This is a genomic window from Pseudoduganella sp. (assembly GCF_041914865.1).
Classification (GTDB): Bacteria; Pseudomonadota; Gammaproteobacteria; order Burkholderiales; family Burkholderiaceae_D; genus Rugamonas.
In genome coordinates this window covers 23323-39359 of the sequence record NZ_JAYSCO010000054.1, presented here as the reverse complement: position 1 = coordinate 39359, position 16037 = coordinate 23323, and the positions used below count along the sequence as shown (strand labels likewise).

At 65.4% G+C, this 16037-nt stretch carries 15 protein-coding genes; 9 read left to right on the top strand and 6 right to left on the bottom strand.

The features are described from left to right. Positions 1–69: 69 nt before the first annotated feature. Genes ACE3TQ_RS20905 through ACE3TQ_RS20895 form a run of 3 tightly spaced genes read right to left on the bottom strand, consistent with a single transcriptional unit; the run spans position 70 to position 5218 of the window. Positions 70–2664: an EAL domain-containing protein gene (locus tag ACE3TQ_RS20905; protein ID WP_374584608.1), complete on the bottom strand. Its 2595-nt coding sequence runs from the start codon at positions 2662–2664 to the stop codon at positions 70–72. Beyond that, positions 2661–4688: an ATP-binding protein gene (locus ACE3TQ_RS20900; RefSeq protein WP_374584606.1), complete on the bottom strand. Its 2028-nt coding sequence runs from the start codon at positions 4686–4688 to the stop codon at positions 2661–2663. The genes ACE3TQ_RS20905 and ACE3TQ_RS20900 overlap by 4 nt, the downstream gene beginning before the upstream one ends. After that, the gene (locus ACE3TQ_RS20895) at positions 4685–5218 is read right to left on the bottom strand and encodes a YfiR family protein (protein WP_374584610.1); all 534 of its coding nucleotides are present in this window, start codon (positions 5216–5218) and stop codon (positions 4685–4687) included. Before ACE3TQ_RS20895 ends, ACE3TQ_RS20900 begins: the two co-directional genes overlap by 4 nt. 247 nt (positions 5219–5465) lie before the next feature. On the opposite strand from ACE3TQ_RS20895, the gene ACE3TQ_RS20890 reads away from it, so the two are divergent. Continuing rightward, entirely contained in the window at positions 5466–5948 is a 483-nt protein-coding gene (locus ACE3TQ_RS20890; protein ID WP_374584604.1) for a CinA family protein, read from the top strand. Position 5949: 1 nt separating this feature from the next. Here the strand turns inward: ACE3TQ_RS20890 and ACE3TQ_RS20885 are convergent, their stop codons facing one another. Further along, positions 5950–7920, bottom strand: coding sequence for a 3'-5' exonuclease (locus ACE3TQ_RS20885; RefSeq protein WP_374584602.1), 1971 nt, complete (start codon positions 7918–7920; stop codon positions 5950–5952). Between the two features lie 19 nt (positions 7921–7939). On the opposite strand from ACE3TQ_RS20885, the gene ACE3TQ_RS20880 reads away from it, so the two are divergent. The 5 genes from ACE3TQ_RS20880 (at position 7940) to ACE3TQ_RS20860 (ending at position 11618) form a co-directional block, all read left to right on the top strand. After that, on the top strand, positions 7940–8842 hold the full coding sequence (locus tag ACE3TQ_RS20880) for a metallophosphoesterase (RefSeq protein ID WP_374584600.1): 903 nt from the start codon (positions 7940–7942) through the stop codon (positions 8840–8842). Positions 8843–8853: 11 nt separating this feature from the next. After that, positions 8854–9582 carry a hypothetical protein gene (locus ACE3TQ_RS20875; RefSeq protein WP_374584598.1) on the top strand — a complete coding sequence of 243 codons (729 nt, stop codon included), beginning with the start codon at positions 8854–8856 and terminating at the stop codon, positions 9580–9582. Beyond that, positions 9583–10017: a hypothetical protein gene (locus tag ACE3TQ_RS20870; protein ID WP_374584596.1), complete on the top strand. Its 435-nt coding sequence runs from the start codon at positions 9583–9585 to the stop codon at positions 10015–10017. Positions 10018–10287: 270 nt separating this feature from the next. Continuing rightward, complete coding sequence (locus ACE3TQ_RS20865) at positions 10288–10599, top strand: ArsR/SmtB family transcription factor (RefSeq protein WP_374584594.1); 312 nt, start codon at positions 10288–10290, stop codon at positions 10597–10599. Positions 10600–10601: 2 nt separating this feature from the next. After that, complete coding sequence (locus ACE3TQ_RS20860; RefSeq protein WP_374584592.1) at positions 10602–11618, top strand: cation diffusion facilitator family transporter; 1017 nt, start codon at positions 10602–10604, stop codon at positions 11616–11618. A 2-nt stretch (positions 11619–11620) separates the two neighbouring features. Here ACE3TQ_RS20860 and ACE3TQ_RS20855 read toward each other — a convergent pair whose 3' ends face one another. Continuing rightward, complete coding sequence (locus tag ACE3TQ_RS20855; protein WP_374584590.1) at positions 11621–12136, bottom strand: FKBP-type peptidyl-prolyl cis-trans isomerase; 516 nt, start codon at positions 12134–12136, stop codon at positions 11621–11623. Between the two features lie 35 nt (positions 12137–12171). Between ACE3TQ_RS20855 and thpR the strand changes: the two genes are divergently transcribed. After that, entirely contained in the window at positions 12172–12702 is a 531-nt protein-coding gene (gene thpR / locus ACE3TQ_RS20850) for an RNA 2',3'-cyclic phosphodiesterase (protein WP_374584587.1), read from the top strand. On the opposite strand, the gene tcdA is transcribed toward thpR, so the two are convergent. Further along, on the bottom strand, positions 12654–13517 hold the full coding sequence (gene tcdA / locus ACE3TQ_RS20845; RefSeq protein ID WP_374584585.1) for a tRNA cyclic N6-threonylcarbamoyladenosine(37) synthase TcdA: 864 nt from the start codon (positions 13515–13517) through the stop codon (positions 12654–12656). The genes thpR and tcdA overlap by 49 nt on opposite strands. Before the next feature lie 63 nt (positions 13518–13580). Here tcdA and pdxH point away from each other — a divergent pair, with 63 nt between their 5' ends. Together pdxH and ACE3TQ_RS20835 are read left to right on the top strand one after the other, a co-directional pair. After that, positions 13581–14768: a pyridoxamine 5'-phosphate oxidase gene (pdxH, locus tag ACE3TQ_RS20840; protein WP_374584583.1), complete on the top strand. Its 1188-nt coding sequence runs from the start codon at positions 13581–13583 to the stop codon at positions 14766–14768. A gap of 28 nt (positions 14769–14796) precedes the next feature. Beyond that, on the top strand, positions 14797–15999 hold the full coding sequence (locus ACE3TQ_RS20835) for a class I SAM-dependent methyltransferase (protein WP_374584581.1): 1203 nt from the start codon (positions 14797–14799) through the stop codon (positions 15997–15999). The last annotated feature ends 38 nt before the right edge of the window (positions 16000–16037 follow it).

Genomic DNA, 16037 nt, shown 5'->3' with positions numbered 1-16037 from the left:
CGAAAAAATAGGGTACGTCCCCATTTTTTCGCCACCATTTTTTCTCCAGCCAAGCTGGCCCCTCTTTTTTTATCCGGTGAGGGCGGTGTGGTCTTCGCCCGGTTCGCCGGCGCGGCGGCCGCTGCCGTGCATCAGCCAGTAGTGGTGGAAGGCCAGGCGGATGTTGTCGCGCAGCTGGGTGTCGTCCCACGGCTTGGTGTAGAAGCGGTAGATGGCGCCGCGGTTGATCGAGTCGAGCACCGCTTCCAGCCCGGTGTAGCCGGACAGGATGATACGGATGGTGTCGGGATACATTTCCTTCACCTTGGCCAGGAATTCGGTGCCGGAGAGGATCGGCATGCGCTGGTCGCACACGATCACCTGCACCGGGTACAGCGCCAGCAGGTCGAAGCCTTCGGCCGGGGAGACCGCCGTCAGGATGCGGTAGCCGTCGCGCCGGAACAGGCGGTGCAGCGAGGACAGCACGTTGACGTCGTCATCCACCAGCAGCAGGGTCTGCGGCGGCTCGGCCGCCACATTCGGGTCCGGCGGCAGCGCCTTGCCCGATTCGGCCAGCGCGCCCATCTCGGCCGGCGCCAGCGGGCGCGAGAAGAAGTAACCCTGGATCTCGTCGCAGCGGTTGCGCCGCAGGTATTCCAGCTGCGGCCGCGTTTCCACGCCCTCGGCGACCACGCGCAGCTTGAGGCTGTGCGCCATGCTGATGATGGCCAGCGCAATCGCCGCGTCGTTGGGGTTGGTGGTGATGTCGCGCACGAAGGCGATGTCGATCTTCAGCTTGTCGATCGGGAAGCGCTGCAGGTAGGCCAGCGAGGAATAGCCGGTGCCGAAATCGTCGATCGCCACCTTGATGCCGAGCTCCTTCAGCGCCGTCAGCACCTGGATGGTGCGCTCGGCGTTCGACATCAAGGCCGTCTCGGTCAGCTCCAGCTCGAGCAGTTCCGGTGGCACCTGGTGCCGTTCCAGCGCTTCCTTGACTTCGTTCTCCAGGTCGCCTTCGACGAACTGGCGGCTGGCCACGTTGACCGCCACGTGTACCCCACCCACCGGCGTGCGCAGCCAAGCCGCGATCTGGCGGCAGGCCGCTTCGATGATCCAGCTGCCGACCCGGACGATCAGCCCCGTATCCTCCAGCACGCTGACGAATTCGGCCGGATACACCAGGCCGTAGCCCGGCCGGTTCCAGCGCAGCAGCGCTTCCGCCCCGCTGATGCGGCCGGTGGTCAGGTTGACCTTGGGCTGGTAATGCAGTTCCAGCTCATTGTTGTCGAGCGCGCGGCGCAGCGCCATCTCCAGGTCCAGCCGCGCCAGCACCTGCACATTCATGCCCGCCGTGAAGAAGCGGTAGCCGTCGCCGCCGGCCTCCTTGGCGCGCTCCATCGCCGTGTTGGCGTACTTGACCAGGGTCTCGGGATCGTTCGCATCGTCCGGGTACATGGCGATGCCGATGGAGGCCGTCAGCGTGGCCTGGTGCCCATCCAGATCGAACGGGTTGCGCAGCGCCTCGCGCACCTCGTTCGCCACCAGCACCGCATCCTGCTGGTCGCGCGTCATGGTCAGGATCAGCGCGAACTCGTCGCCGCCCAGCCGCCCCACCGTATCGCGCAGGCGCACGCACTGCACCAGGCGGTTGCTGAATTCGTGCAGCAGGCTGTCGCCCATGGCCGCGCCCATCGAATCGTTCACCTTGCGGAAGCGGTCCAGGCCGATGAACAGCACCACGATGCGCCACTCCTTGTCCTGCGCCAGCTCGATCGATTCGCCCAGGGTCTGGAAGAACAGGGTGCGGTTGGGCAGGCCGGTCAGCGCGTCGTAGTGCGCCATGTGGCGCAGGCGCTCCTCGGCCAGGCGCCGCTCGCTGATGTCGCGCGCCACGCAGATCAGGGTGCGGTGCGCCGACTCCCCTTCGCTTTGCAGCAGCCAGTACACCTCCACCGGCACCGCCGCGCCATCGCTGCGCAACAGCTCCCCTTCCGTCAGTTCCGGCGCGCGGTGCGGCGCGGCGGCGGCCTGGCCGGCGCGTTCGGCCTGCTGCGCCAGCGCCTCGCGCCCGCCCAGGCCCAGGCGCGACGGTTCCTGCGCCAGCAGCTGCGCGCGCGGATAGCCCAGCATGCGGCAGGCGCCCTCGCTGGCATCGACCAGCGCCAGCGTGCCGGTATCGATCAGGAAGATCGCATCGGCGGTGGCGTCCATCGCGCTGCGGAAGCGCTGCAGGTCGGCGGTGCGCGCGCGCACGGTCTGCTCCAGTACTTCGTTGTAGTCGCGCGCCTGGCGGTGCAGCAGGCGCACTTCCAGCATATTGTGGATGCGCGTCAGCACCTCGACCGGGTCGAACGGCTTAGTGACGAAGTCGCGCGCGCCGGCGTCCAGCGCCGCCAGCTTCTGGTCCGGCTGCGCGGTTACCACCAGCACCGGCAGGTATTCCGGCTCCAGCGGCTTCAGGGCTTCCATCACATCGAAGCCGCTCATGCCGGGCATGTGCAGGTCGAGGATGATCAGGTCGTAGCGGTGCTCCTCGTGCCAGGGCGCCACCACGCGCGGGTCGGTGGTGGAACTGACCTGCACATAGCCGCTGGTCTGCAGCAGGTATTCCAGCAGCTGCACATTCACCGGCTGGTCATCCACGATCAGGATGTTGGCATTCAGGATGTCGTCGCGGTTAATCACAGGGACGTGCTCCCTTCCTCTTCCCGGTGCGCCAGGAAGGCCATGGTGCTGTTGATCGCTTCCGTGAACTCGTCGATGTTGATCGGCTTGATCAGGTAGCGGAAGAAGCCTGCCGCCAGGCCTTTTTCCACGTCGCGCGGCATGGCGTTGGCGGTCAGGGCGATGACCGGGATGTGGGCGGTACGCGGGTCGGTATGCAGCAGTTTGAGGGCCTCGATACCGTTCAACCCCGGCAGGTTGATGTCCATCAGGATAATGTCCGGCCGGTGCGCGCGCGCCAACTCGATGCCGAGGTGGCCGTCCGGCGCCGACAGCAGTTTCAGGTCGGGGCGGAAGCTGATGATTTCCTCCACCAGTTTCAGGTTAGCCGGATTGTCCTCCACATACAAGATAGTGGCCGGCTCGCCTTCTGCGTGGCGCTGGTGCTCCGCCTCCCGCTCCGCATTCGGGTCCACGCGCGACGGCGTCGGCTCGGTCGACTGCAGCTCGATCCAGAACATGCTGCCCACGCCCTGGCTGCTGGTGACGCCGATGGTGCCGCCCATCAGCTCGACCAGGCGCTTGGTCACCACCAGGCCGATGCCGGTGCCCTCCTCGGCACCGCTCTCCTGGCCCAGGCGGTTGAAGGGCTGGAACAGCTGCCGGACCTGCTCCGGCTTCAGGCCCATGCCGGTGTCCTGCACCGACACCCGCACCAGGCCAGGCGCGCTCGGGCTGCAATCGACCACCACGGCGCCGCCATCGCGGTTGTACTTGATGGCGTTGGACAGCAGGTTGAGCAGGATCTGCTTGAGGCGCGTGCGGTCGGCCGTGACGTTGGCGACGCAGCCGTCCGGGAACAGCAGGCGGATGCCGCGGTTGCCGGCCAGCGGCGCCACCATGCTCTCGCACTCGTGCAGGATTTCGTTGAGCGCCACCGGCTCCAGCGACAGGGCCACGGCGCCCGATTCGATCTTGGCCAGGTCGAGGATTTCGTTGATCAGCGTGAGCAGGTGGCGCCCCGACTTCAGGATATGGTTGGCGAACTCGCGCTTTTGCGCCAGGGTCGAGGGCAGCTTCTCGGACGTGAGGATCTGGGCGAAACCCAGGATCGCATTGAGCGGCGTACGCAGCTCATGGCTCATGGACGAGAGGAAGGCCGACTTGGCCTGGTTGGCGCTCTTCGCCTCCTCCATTGCCCTGGCCAGTTCCGCATTGGCCTGCTCCAGCTGCAGGGTGCGCTCATGCACGCGCTGCTCCAGCTCTTCGTTCAGGCGCATGACTTCCTGCTGCGCCTTGCTGCGCTGCTCGGCCTCGCGCGCAATCTCACTGTTGGAGTTTTCCAGCTCGCGCGTGCGGCTCTCGATCACGCTCAGCATCTTGTTGAAGGAAGCCGCCAGTTCCGCCACCTCGTCGTTGCTGGTGCCGGGCGCGCGGCGCGAATAGTCGCCGGTATCGACCACCTCGCGCGCCACGTCGGCGATCGCCAGCACCGGCTGCGTCACCACCTTGTTCAGGGGCCGCATCAGCAGGTAGGCGATGCCCAGCGCCAGCAAGGTGGCGATGAAGGCGATCAGCACATAATCGCCGAAGCGGCTGAGGATCTCGTAGTCGGCCTGCAGGTAGACGGTGCCCAGCAGCTCGCCGTTGTCGCGGATGCTGCGGAACAGCAGCATCTTGCCATCGGCGAAAGCCACGCCGTCGGCGCGCGGCGCGGGCGGCACCGCCGCGTCCTGCCCCGGCGCCACATAGGTGGCAAACAGCTGGCCGCGCGCATTGAACAGGGCGCCCGCATGCACCTTGGGCCGCAAGCGCAGCAGGGCCAGGTTTTCCTTGGCCAGGCGCTGGTCGTCGAAGGTCAGCGCCGGCGCGCTCATATGGCCCAGCAGCTCGGCCTGGGTGGTCATGTCGGCCGTCAGCGACTGGTGGTAAGCGCGCAGGTCATAGGCCAGGATGGTACCGAGCGACACCAGCAGCGCCGCCAGCGTGACCAGCATGACCACGCCGAGCAGCTTTTGCGGCAAGGAGCGGCGGCGGGCCATCATCCCGCCACCTGCTGCACACGGTAAGCGGCCGACAGCATGCGCGCGCTGATTTTCAGGCGCGCCGCCAGGGCCGGCTTGAGCGACACCTCAAAACGCAGCCGCTCATCGGCGATCAGGAAATTGATCATGCTGCCCAGGCCGAAGGTGTCGTCGGCATCGGTCACGGTCAGCACCGGCTGGCCGCGGCTGGCGCTGAGCAGGTCGTGCGCCAGCGACTTGTCCTGCCCCGACACGAATAGCATGTGCACCCCGCCCAGGCTGTCGCCGCGCCGCAGCCGCCGCACCTGCAGCGGGCGGCCGTTGGCAGTGTGGCCGGCCACGGTCTGCTCCAGCTGGTCAGCCAGCGCGTCGGCGCCGGCCACCCCGATCACCACCGCGCTGTCGGGGCGCGGGAAGCTGCCCTCGGGCCATTCGACGAAACCGGCAAATTTATACAGGTAAGCCGCCTTGACCTGGCGCTCCAGGCTACTGCCGGCCTGGGCATGGGCAAGCAGCGGCCATGGCGCAGCCAGCAGCACGGCCAGCAGCACCAAGGGCCAGACACCGGGACATCTTCCTGTGAGAGTCCTCACCACCTTGCCTCGCGAACAGGGGACTGCGGCCATTCTATCGCTGAGCACCAAAGCATGGCGCAATTCTTGATTTGCCGCACCACAGCAGCACTTCCCGACTTGCAAGTTAGTCGTGATGCCACATTATTGCGCTGCAGCGTGGTCAAGTTGCACAGCAGCGCGCTAGAATGGGGTCAACCGCTTTTGTTTGCTAAAGGAGCCACAAGTGAGTACCGATATCAACGAATTGGCCGCCCAGGTGGGCAAGGCCCTGCAGGACAAAGGCTTGCTGTTGGCAACCGCAGAATCGTGCACCGGCGGCGGCATCTCCACCGCGGTCACGGAAATCGCCGGCTCCACCGGCTGGTTCGATTGCGGCTTCGTCTGCTACTCGAACGCCTCCAAGACCGAGATGCTGGACGTGCCGGCCGCCATGATGGCGCAATTCGGCTCCGTCAGCGAAGAGGTGGCGGCAGCGATGGCGCAGGGCGCCCTCGGCAGCAGCAACGCCCACGTCGCCGTGTCGGTCACCGGCATTGCCGGCCCCACCGGCGCCGTGCCGGGCAAGCCGGTCGGCACCGTCTGTTTCGGCTGGGCCAATGCCGACACCGTGCACACCGAACGCCTGGTGTTCGGCGGCGACCGCCACGCGGTGCGCCAGCAGACCATCGAGCATGCACTGAAAGGCCTGCTGCGCTTTATTAACTGATTCAGTTGAGTAAGCGGCTGCGCTGCGCGGCGTGCGCGGCGTCCGGCTCGAACAGGGTCAGCCCCGCGATCGCGCGGCTGATCGCCACATACAGGTAGCGCCGTTCCTCGGCGAATTCCTCCGCGTTGCGCGTCACGCGCGGGAACTGGCCCTCCTCCATATACGGCAGCAGCACCTGCTGCCACTCCCTGCCCTTGGCCGATTGCACGGTGGCCAGCGCCAGCGCCTTCACCGCGCCGCGCGCGCCCGCCTTGCCGCGCGTCGCCACCTGGCGCCGGCGCAGCTCCTGCAGGAACTCCGGCGCCCTGGCATCGCCCTGGCGCTGGGCAAAGTCGAGGAAGGCGCGCAAGGTGCGCAGCACCGAATCGGCATGGGCGCGGTTGACGAAGGTGCGGCGGGTGGCGGCCGGCAGGTCCAGGCCGTCGCTGGCCAGGCGCAGCAGCTGCGCCGCGCTGGCGCTGGCGGCCTGCTCCTTCATCGCCGCCAGCACGTTGGCCAGGCGCTGCTTCCAGCGCCGCGTGGCGCCGGTGTCGTAAGGCTGCTCCACGCACAGCAGGCCGCTGAACATGAATTCCAGCGTTTCCGGATCGCGCACCACGGCATCCTTCTGCTGCTTGTAAGCGTCGCCCGAACCGTAGATGGCATGGTTCGACTCGTAATCGCGGCGCTCGCCCGACACCGCAAAATAGGTCTGCAAGCCATCGACCATCAGCTCACAGCTTTCCTTATCCGCTTTTAGCGTGCTGTAATCGCCGCTGGCCACGTGCAGCAGCGCGCGCAGCGCCATGATTTCCGGCCGCTGCAGGTAGGAGGCAAAACCGTCGCAATGGTAAGGCAGGCCCGCGTCGAGCAGGGCGTTCTCGATCTCCACGCTCTGGTCCACCTCGCGCAGGATGATGGCCAGGTCCGCCCCCTTGGCCAGCTCCCTCGCCCGCGCCACCACCGCGCGGGCGCAGGCTTGCGGATCGGCCGGATCGTACTCGACATGGCGCACCTCGGAATACGTGTCCGGGTGCGACTCGAAGCCGCACTTGGGCAGCGCGCGCTCCAGCAGTTTTTTCAGCGACACCCCGCAGCGGCGCGACTGCGACAGCGGCAGGCGCTCGGCATCCGGGAAGGCCAGCTCAAAGCCGCCGCCCGAAAAGCGCGGATCGGCGCCGCGTTCGGCGTTGATGACCTGATGGCGGTCGCCCACCACCACCAGCCGCGCATGTCGGCGGAACATCTGCAGCAGCTCGAATTCGGCCGCGTTCACATCATGCCACTCGTCCACCAGCAGCAGGTCGGCCTGCGGCATATCGTGCACCGCCTCCGGGAAGCGGCGCAGGATCGAGACCAGGTCGGTCGCATAATCGACCGGCGCCTGCCACAGGATATGGCCGGCCTGCGGCTGGCGGCGGCGCTCGAACTCATGGAAAATTTCCACGATCTCGCGGTCCTCCAGCTCGAACTGGCTGCACAGCTCATCGAAGGTAAAGTCATCGAACACCTCATCCTCGAAACGCAGGGTGGCCAGGGTCGCCTTCATCTGCGCCAGCAGCTGCAGCATCATTTCCACGCGCTGGGTGCTGCGCTCGAAATCGAAATCGAACTCCGTATAGCGGCCCGCATGGCGCTGCCACACCGCATTGGCCGCCGCCACCAGCATCGGCCGCATCTGCTCCAGGCTCGACCAGCGCTCCGGCAGGTCGAGCCAGTTGCCATGCTCCGCGATGCGCGTCAGCTGCGAACGCGCCAGCGCCTCCACGGTCAGCACCTGCACCTTGCGGCCCGGGCACTCCAGCGCCAGCTTCTCGTAAAAGCGCAGGCGCGCGCCCTCGGAAAAGCACAGCCCCAGCACAACGCCCGGTTCCTGTGCCGCCAGCATGGCCAGCGTGGTAGTCTTGCCAGTCCCGGCGCGCGCCTCGATCATCAAGGTCTGGGCGCGGGAATTCAGGATCGCCTCCTGCTCGCTGGATGGTGAAACTCGCATGCCTGTCCAAATGGTGCCAATGAAAAGACGCATTCTACCTTGGCTGGCCGCAGCCGCCCTGGCCCCGGCCGGCGGCCACGCCGCCCCCGCCCCGCTGGTGGTGTACGCCGCCGGCGACATCGCCGACTGCCGCTACAGCCGCGCCGCCTACTCCGGCGCCGCCGAAACCGCCGCCCTGATCGCCAAAGGCGACCCCAAGGCCCTGGTGCTGTCCCTGGGCGACCACACCTACCCGAATGGCGCCGCCGCCGAATTCCGCGACTGCTACGCCCCCACCTGGGGCCAGTTCCGGGAACGCACCCGGCCCGCCCCCGGCAACCACGAATACGGCACCGGCAACGCCAACGGCTACTACGACTACTTCGGCGAACTGGCCGGCCCGCGCGGGCGCGGCTATTACAGTTTCGACAAGGGCGGCTGGCACTTCATCTCCCTGAACAGCCACCTCAATCCCGCCGAGCACCAGCGCCAGCTGCTGTGGCTGAAAGACGACCTGGCCGCCAGCCAGGCGCGCTGCACCCTCGCCTACTGGCACGCGCCCATGTATAGTTCTGGCGGACACACCCCGACGAAGAAGATGCAGGACGTCTGGCGCGCACTGCACGGCGCCGGCGTCGAGCTGGTGCTGTCCGGGCATGACCACGACTACGAGCGCCTGGCCCCGATGGACGCCGACGCCCAGCCCGACGCCGCGCGCGGCGTACGCCAGTTCGTGGTCGGCACCGGCGGCGCCTACCTCACGCCCTACCTCTGGATCCACGACCAGAGCGAAGCCCGCATCAACTGGCGCACCGGCGTGCTGAAACTGATTTTGAAAGAGAACGGCTACGAATGGGAGTTCCTCGCGGTTGAACCCAGGACCGCACCGGAACACCCGCAGCAGGAAGCCAGCGACAGCGGCGCGGCCGACTGCCACAGATAACAGGAGCATCAATGCAAAACACGGTTCACTTCGTCCTGCAAGGCAAGGGCGGCATCGGCAAGACCTTCGTATCGACCATCCTCGCACAATGGCTGCAAGGGAAGAGCGAAACCACGCTGCGCTGCTACGACACCGACCAGGAGAACACCACCTTCTCGCGCTACAAATCGCTGAATGTGAAGCACGTACCGGTGATGACCGAATCGCGCACCATCGACCCCAAGCGCTTCGACGCCCTGATGATCGACATCCTGGAAGAGGGCGGCAACTGCGTGATCGACAACGGCGCCAACACCTTCTCACCGCTGATGGCGTATCTGATCGAAAACGACTGCTTCAACCTGCTGGAAGAATCGGGGCGCAAGGTGTACATCCACACCATTGTCGGCGGCGGCGACACCCTGCACGACACCGCCATGGGCTTTGTCACCACGGCCAAATCGACCCAGGTACCGCTGGTACTGTGGGAAAACGAGCATTTCGGCCTGCTGCAATCGGCCTCCGGCAAATCCTTCCTCGAATCGCAGACCTACGCCGACAACTCGGCGCGGGTACGCGGCCGCATTGTGCTGAGCGCCCGCAACGCCGACACCTTCGGCGCCGACGTCAAGAAGATGAACACGGGCCGCCTGACGATCGACGAAGTGAAAGCCAGCGACAAATTCAACGTAATGGAAAAGCAGCGCATCAAGGTCGTATTCCGCGACCTGTTCGAACAACTCGACCTGGTGAACTGGTAAATGACCCTCGACCCGCACAAGCTGCGCCTGCACGTCTTCGAAAAGACCGGCATCAAGGTAGACGTCGACGACCCCATATTCGCCCTGGTCGCGCTGAACGAAGCGGTGCTGGAAGAAGCGGTCGAACGCCACCTGGCCCGGCTGGACAGCGCCCGCCCGGCCGCCTCGGGTGGCGCCAGCGCCCCGTCCGGCGTCGCCTACGTCGCACCGCCGGGCGCCCGCCCCATCCCCACCTCGCACGAACCGTTCTCGCGCCGCGAGCTCAGGCTGCTGGCCGCCGCCGCCGGGGTCGCCGTCCTGACCGCCGCCCTGGTGCTGATTGGCCAGGCTATTTTCAGCAAGCCCACCGGCATCCCCCCCGCCAAGCTCGAGCGCGCCCTACAGACCCTAGACGCCCCCACCCGCGCCAAATTCGAAGCCGAGCTCGTCAAATAAACCCGCGCCAAAACCGGTGCCAAAAACCGGTGCCAGGTCTGTCATTTGGGTGCCAAAAACCGGTGCCAGGTCTGTCATTTGGACACGCGCGCCAATTCTTTGATCTTTCTCAATACGCGATTTCGGTTGAATTGACGTATTGAGAAATGTCAAAAGTTAGCGCTAGCTGTCCGAATGACAGACCTGGCACCGGTTTTTGGCACCGGTTTTTGGCACCAGTTTTTGGCGCCGCTTTGTGCTAACATGTGAATACCTATTCATTTGTTTGCTATGGCGATCTATCCTGAAAACGATGCTTCCGTGGCGGAGCTGGCGGATTTGTTCCATTTGCTGGGGGATCCGACCCGGCTGCGTATCGTGCTGGCTTGCCTGGAGCAGCCCATCGCGGTGAGCGATATCGCGACGTCGCTCCAGCTTAGCTCGTCATTGGTGAGCCACCACCTGCGCTTGCTACGCGCGGCGCGCATCGTGAAGTCGGAGCGCCAGGGCAAGCAGGTCTTCTATTCCACCGCCGATGCCCACATCAGCGGTGTCCTGCGCGATATGCTGGAGCATATCGCCGAACCTTCCAACGGGAATTAGTTATGGGCGCGCACCATCACCACGGGCATGGCCACGATCACGGCCACCACCACCACCACGCCGATCCGGGCCATGGCCGTGCCTTTGCCATTGCGATCACGCTTAATGCGGCCTTCGTGGCCATCGAGTTCTTCTACGGCTTCCTGGCCAATTCCACGGCGCTGATGGCCGATGCCGGCCATAACCTGTCGGATGTGCTGAGCCTGATCCTGGCCTGGGGCGCGGCCATCCTGGCCAAACGCGAGCCTTCGGGGCGCTACACCTATGGCTTGCGCAGCAGCTCCATCCTGGCGGCCTTGTTCAACGGGATGTTGCTGATGGCGGCGACCGGGGCCATCGCCTGGGGGGCGGTCGAGCAGCTGATGGAGCCGCATCCAGTGCAGGGCCTGACCGTGTCCATCGTGGCCGGTATCGGGATTGCGGTGAACGGTATCTCAGCCTGGCTTTTCATGAAGGGCAGTAAGGATGACCTGAATATCCGGGGCGCTTACCTGCACCTGGCGGCCGATGCGGCAATTTCGCTGGGCGTGCTGGTGGCGGGCCTGCTGGTCATGTACACGGGCTGGGCCTGGCTTGATCCGGCCGTGAGCCTGGTGATCGTGGTGCTGATCATGAGGAGCACGTGGTCGCTGCTGCGCGAGGCGCTGGATATGACCCTGGGCGCGGTGCCGGGCAATGTGGATGTGGCGCAGGTGGAGCAGTTCCTGCTGGCGCGCCCTGGCGTGTCGGCCATCCATGACCTGCATATCTGGTCCATGAGCACGACCGATGTGGCGTTGACATGCCATCTGGTGATGCCGGGCGGTTACCCGGGCGATGTGGCGATCGATGATATCGCGCGTGGCTTGAAGGAGCAGTTCGGCATCCACCATACCACCCTGCAGACCGAACAGGGCACGACGCAGCATGAGTGCAGCCTGCACGGCCATGGGCACGGTGGGCAGGAGCACGGGCAGGAGCACGGCCCTGGCTGCGGCCATGGGCACGACCACGGTCACAACCATGGCCATGCCCACTGAGCTTATTTGACGTCCATCAGTTCCACGTCGAAGATCAGGGCGGAGTTGGCGGGAATGCCACCCATCGCGCGCGGGCCGTAAGCCAGTTCGGCCGGGATGATCAGGGTGCGCTTGCCGCCTACTTTCATGCCGACGATGCCCTGGTCCCAGCCTTTGATGACCTTGCCGGTGCCGAGCTTGAAGTCGAGCGGTTCGCCGCGCGGGATCGAGCTGTCGAACTGGCGGCCGCGCTGGTTCTTGGCCAGCGGGCGGTACAGCCAACCGGTGTAGTGCATGTAGACGGTGTTGCCGACATTGGCTTCGGCGCCTTTGCCGATCTTGGTGTCGGTGACGATCAGTTGTTCGGCGGCTGGGCCGGGCTGGGCGGAGCCGGGGACGATCGGTTCCGGCTTGGCCGGGGTGGCGGCTTCGGCCTGGGCGGCCGGGGCGGCCGCTGGTTCTTGCTGGGTTGGCTGCTGTGCTTGCGCCAGGCCGGCTGCAGCGCACAGGATGGCGAAGATAATCGAAGTGCGTTTCATCGTGTATTCTTTTACAAGGTGTTAAGGCGGCTGCCATGATAGCAAAACAACCCGCGCACAAACTGTTTTTTGCGCTCTGGCCGGACGCGGCGGTGCGGCAGGCGCTGGTGCGCCTGCAACAGCCGGTGCGGGGGCGCCTGATCCCGCCGGAGAAACTGCACCTGACCATGGCCTTCCTGGGCCAGCAGCCGGCCGAGGCGCTGCCGGCTCTGCAGGCGATCCTGGCCGGGACCGTCATCCCGCCGCTGGCATTGGAAATCGATTGCTATGGCTATTTCACGCGGCCGCGCATTGCCTGGGCCGGCATGCAGGCGCCGCCGGCGGCGCTGCTGGAGGTTCAGGCCGGTCTCATGGCGCGGCTGGAGGCGGCTGGCTTCAGCGCGGCAACGCATGGGGAATTCAAGCCGCATATCACCCTGGCGCGCGAGGCGAAGGAGGCGCCCGGCGCTTTCAGCGCGGCGCCGGTGACCTGGCATGTGGCGGGACTGGCCCTGGTCGAGTCGATGCCGGGCGGGGCTTACGTGCCGCTGGCGGTCGCGGGGGCCGGGGCTGGCTCTTCCACCTGAGCGGCGAGCTTGCGCAGCAGGTGGCCGGCGGCCACCATGCCAAACGTCGCCGTTACCACCATGGCGGAGCCAAAACCGGCGCAGTTGATGCCGGTGACGCCTTGCTGCGGCGCCCGTTCGTCGCCGTCCACGGTGCATACTTCGCCGGTTTCGGGGAATTTCAGCGGTTCCATCGAGAACACCGCATCCACGCCCAGCTTGTTCTTGGAGTTGGGTGGGTAGTTGAACTGGCTGCGCAGGCGGCGCCGTACTTTCTTCAGCAGCGGTTCCTGCTCGGTCTTGGACAGGTCGCGTACTTCGATCCGGGTCGGGTCGGTCTGGCCGCCGGCGCTGCCGATCACGATCAGGGGAATCTGTTTGCTGCGGCAGTAGTGGATCAGCGCCGTTTTCGATTTGGCGGAGTCGATCGCATCCACCACGTAATCGAAGTTGTGCGCGCCCACCATCTCGTCCAGGTTGTCGGGCGTAATGAAGTCTTCCACCTGCACCACTTCGCAGAAGGGGTTGATCTGGGCGATGCGCTCGGCCAGGGCGCTGATCTTGGCCATGCCGATGGTGCCGCTCAGGGCCTGGATCTGGCGGTTGATATTCGATTCGGCCACATTGTCGAGGTCGATCAGGGTCAGCTTGCCGATGGCGGAGCGCGCCAGCGCTTCCACAATCCATGAGCCGACGCCGCCCACGCCGATCACGCACACGTGTGCGCCACGGAAGCGGGCCAGGGCTTTTTCGCCGTACAGGCGGGCAATGCCGCCAAAACGGCGGTCAAAATCGATATCTTCCAGAACTGGATCAACTATTTGCGGGGAATTCATCCCGTTATTTTAGCCGAGCCGGGCTACAATGTTTTCTCTTGCCAAGTTCACCAGACCCGCACCATGAGTAACTCCTTGATCGACACCGCGCCTGGCTACGACCAGCCCATCGCCGTCCTGAAGCACTGCCACGACAAGATCCGCAAGCAGTTGCAAACCCTGCAAAACCTGCTGGACCACCTGCCCCAGCATGGCGCCGACGCCGCTGCCCAGCAGGCGGCGCAGGCGGTGCAGAAATACTTCAACAAGGCCGCCCACTTGCACCATCAGGATGAGGAGCAGGACCTGTTCCCGCTCCTGAGCGCGGCGGCCGAGGGCGAGGATGCGGCCCTGCTGGCCGAACTGGGCCCGCAAATCGTGGCGCAGCACCAGCAAATGGACCGCGACTGGACTATACTCAATTCACAACTTGATAAGATTGCCAACGGGACCAGCGCCACCTTGGATGCGGCCGACGTGGAGCGCTTCGTGCAAGCCTACAGCGCGCACATGGCTAAGGAAGAGGCGTACATTGCCCCCATGGCAAAACGGATCCTGAGTTCGGCCCAGATGACCATCCTGGGCGAGGCCATGCAGCAGCGCCGCGGCATCCTGCCGGCGGCAGTCGCCGGTGGTATCGCCTTGGCGGACCTGCGCATGGACTATGGCCGCGCCAGCCTGTCGGAAGCCGACACCCTGGCCGACCCGATTGCGCAGTTTGCCAAATGGTTCAATGAGGCCATGAAGGCGCAGGTGAACGAGCCTAACGCGATGAGCGTGGCGACGGTCGGCCCGGATGGCCGCCCGAGTTCGCGCATCGTGCTGATCAAGCAGTACGACGAGCGCGGCTTCACCTGGTACACCAATTACCAGAGCCAGAAAGGCCAGCAGCTCGCGGCAAACCCGCATGCGGCAATCCTCTTCTTCTGGCCCGAGCTGGAGCGTCAGGTGCGGATCGAGGGCCGTGTCGAGAAAACCGCAGCGGAAGAGAGCGACAAGTATTTCTATAGCCGCCCGGTGAAGAGCCAGCTGGCGGCCATCGCTTCGCAGCAGAGCCGCCCGATCGGCAGCCGCGAGCAGATGGAAGCAAACTATGCCGCTGTGGAAGCGGCCAGCGGCGAGCAGCCGCAACGGCCCGAGCACTGGGGGGGATACCGCCTGGTGCCGGAACGGGTGGAATTCTGGCAAGGGCGCGCTTCGCGTTTCCATGACCGGATCGTGTACTCGCGGCAGGCGGATGGCAGCTGGAGCAAGGAGCGTATCCAGCCCTGATCCGCCCTCACAGGGAAGGGGCTGGCGCATGTTTCTGCAAAACCGCATCAACAGCTGGATCAGCAGCGTCGCCCCGCAAATCGCCCTGCCGCTGCGGATAGAGCTGTGGAATGGCCGCAGCTTCGATTTCTCGCCGGAGACGCCGCGCGTGACGATCCGCGTGCCTAGCCCGTCGGCGGCACGCTACCTGCTCTCGCCGTCGCTGGCCAACCTCGGCACCGCGTATGTCGAAGGCTTTATCGAGGTCAAGGGCCGCGCGGCCGACATGATCAAGGTGGTCAACGCCCTGGCGCACAGCTCGCTGCGCCAGACCGGCCGCCTGGGCCGCATCGTGCGCACCTTCCAGCACAGCCGCAAACATGATGCGGAAGCCATCCGCTACCACTACGACGTTTCCAACGAGTTCTACCAGCAGTTCCTGGACCCGAACATGGTCTATTCCTGCGCCTATTTCGAGCAGGGCGACGAGGACCTGGCCACCGCCCAGCTGAAGAAGATCGACCACATCCTGGCCAAGATCCAGTTGCGGCCCGGCCAGACCCTGCTCGACATCGGCTGCGGCTGGGGCGCCCTGGTGATCCGCGCCGCGCAGCAGCACGGCGCGCGCTGCGTCGGCATCACGCTGTCGGAAAACCAGTTCGCGCTGGCGCAGGAGCGCGTGCGCGCCGCCGGGCTGCAAGGCCAGGTGGAGATCCGCCTGCAGGACTACCGCGATGTGCAGGGCCACTTCGACCGCATCACCAGCGTCGGCATGTTCGAGCATGTCGGCGTCAAACACCTTGTGGAGTACTTCAGCATTATCAACAGGCTGCTGGCGGATGACGGCCTGGCCATGAACCATGGCATCACCACCACCGACCCGGACAATGGCGAAACCCCATACGGCGGTGGCGAATTCATCGAGAAATACGTCTTTCCGCACGGCGAACTGGCGCACATCAGCGAAGTGCTGCGCGCCATGCAGCAAGGACAGCTGGAAGCCTACGATGTGGAAAACCTGCGCCGCCATTACGCCCGCACCTGCGCCATCTGGACGGAGAATTTCGAGGCACACGAAGACCAGGTGCGCGCCCTGGCGGGCGACAAACGGTTCCGCATCTGGCATGTCTACCTGGCCGGCTGCGCCTATGCCTTCGAGCAGGACTTGATCAGCCTGTACCAGATCGTCTGCGCCAAAGCTGGCCGCAACCCGGCCGCCCTGCCCTGGTCGCGCCGTTATATTTACCGGTAATGCACTGAGGAAATAGTGCATTGTTGGTAAAAACCGCC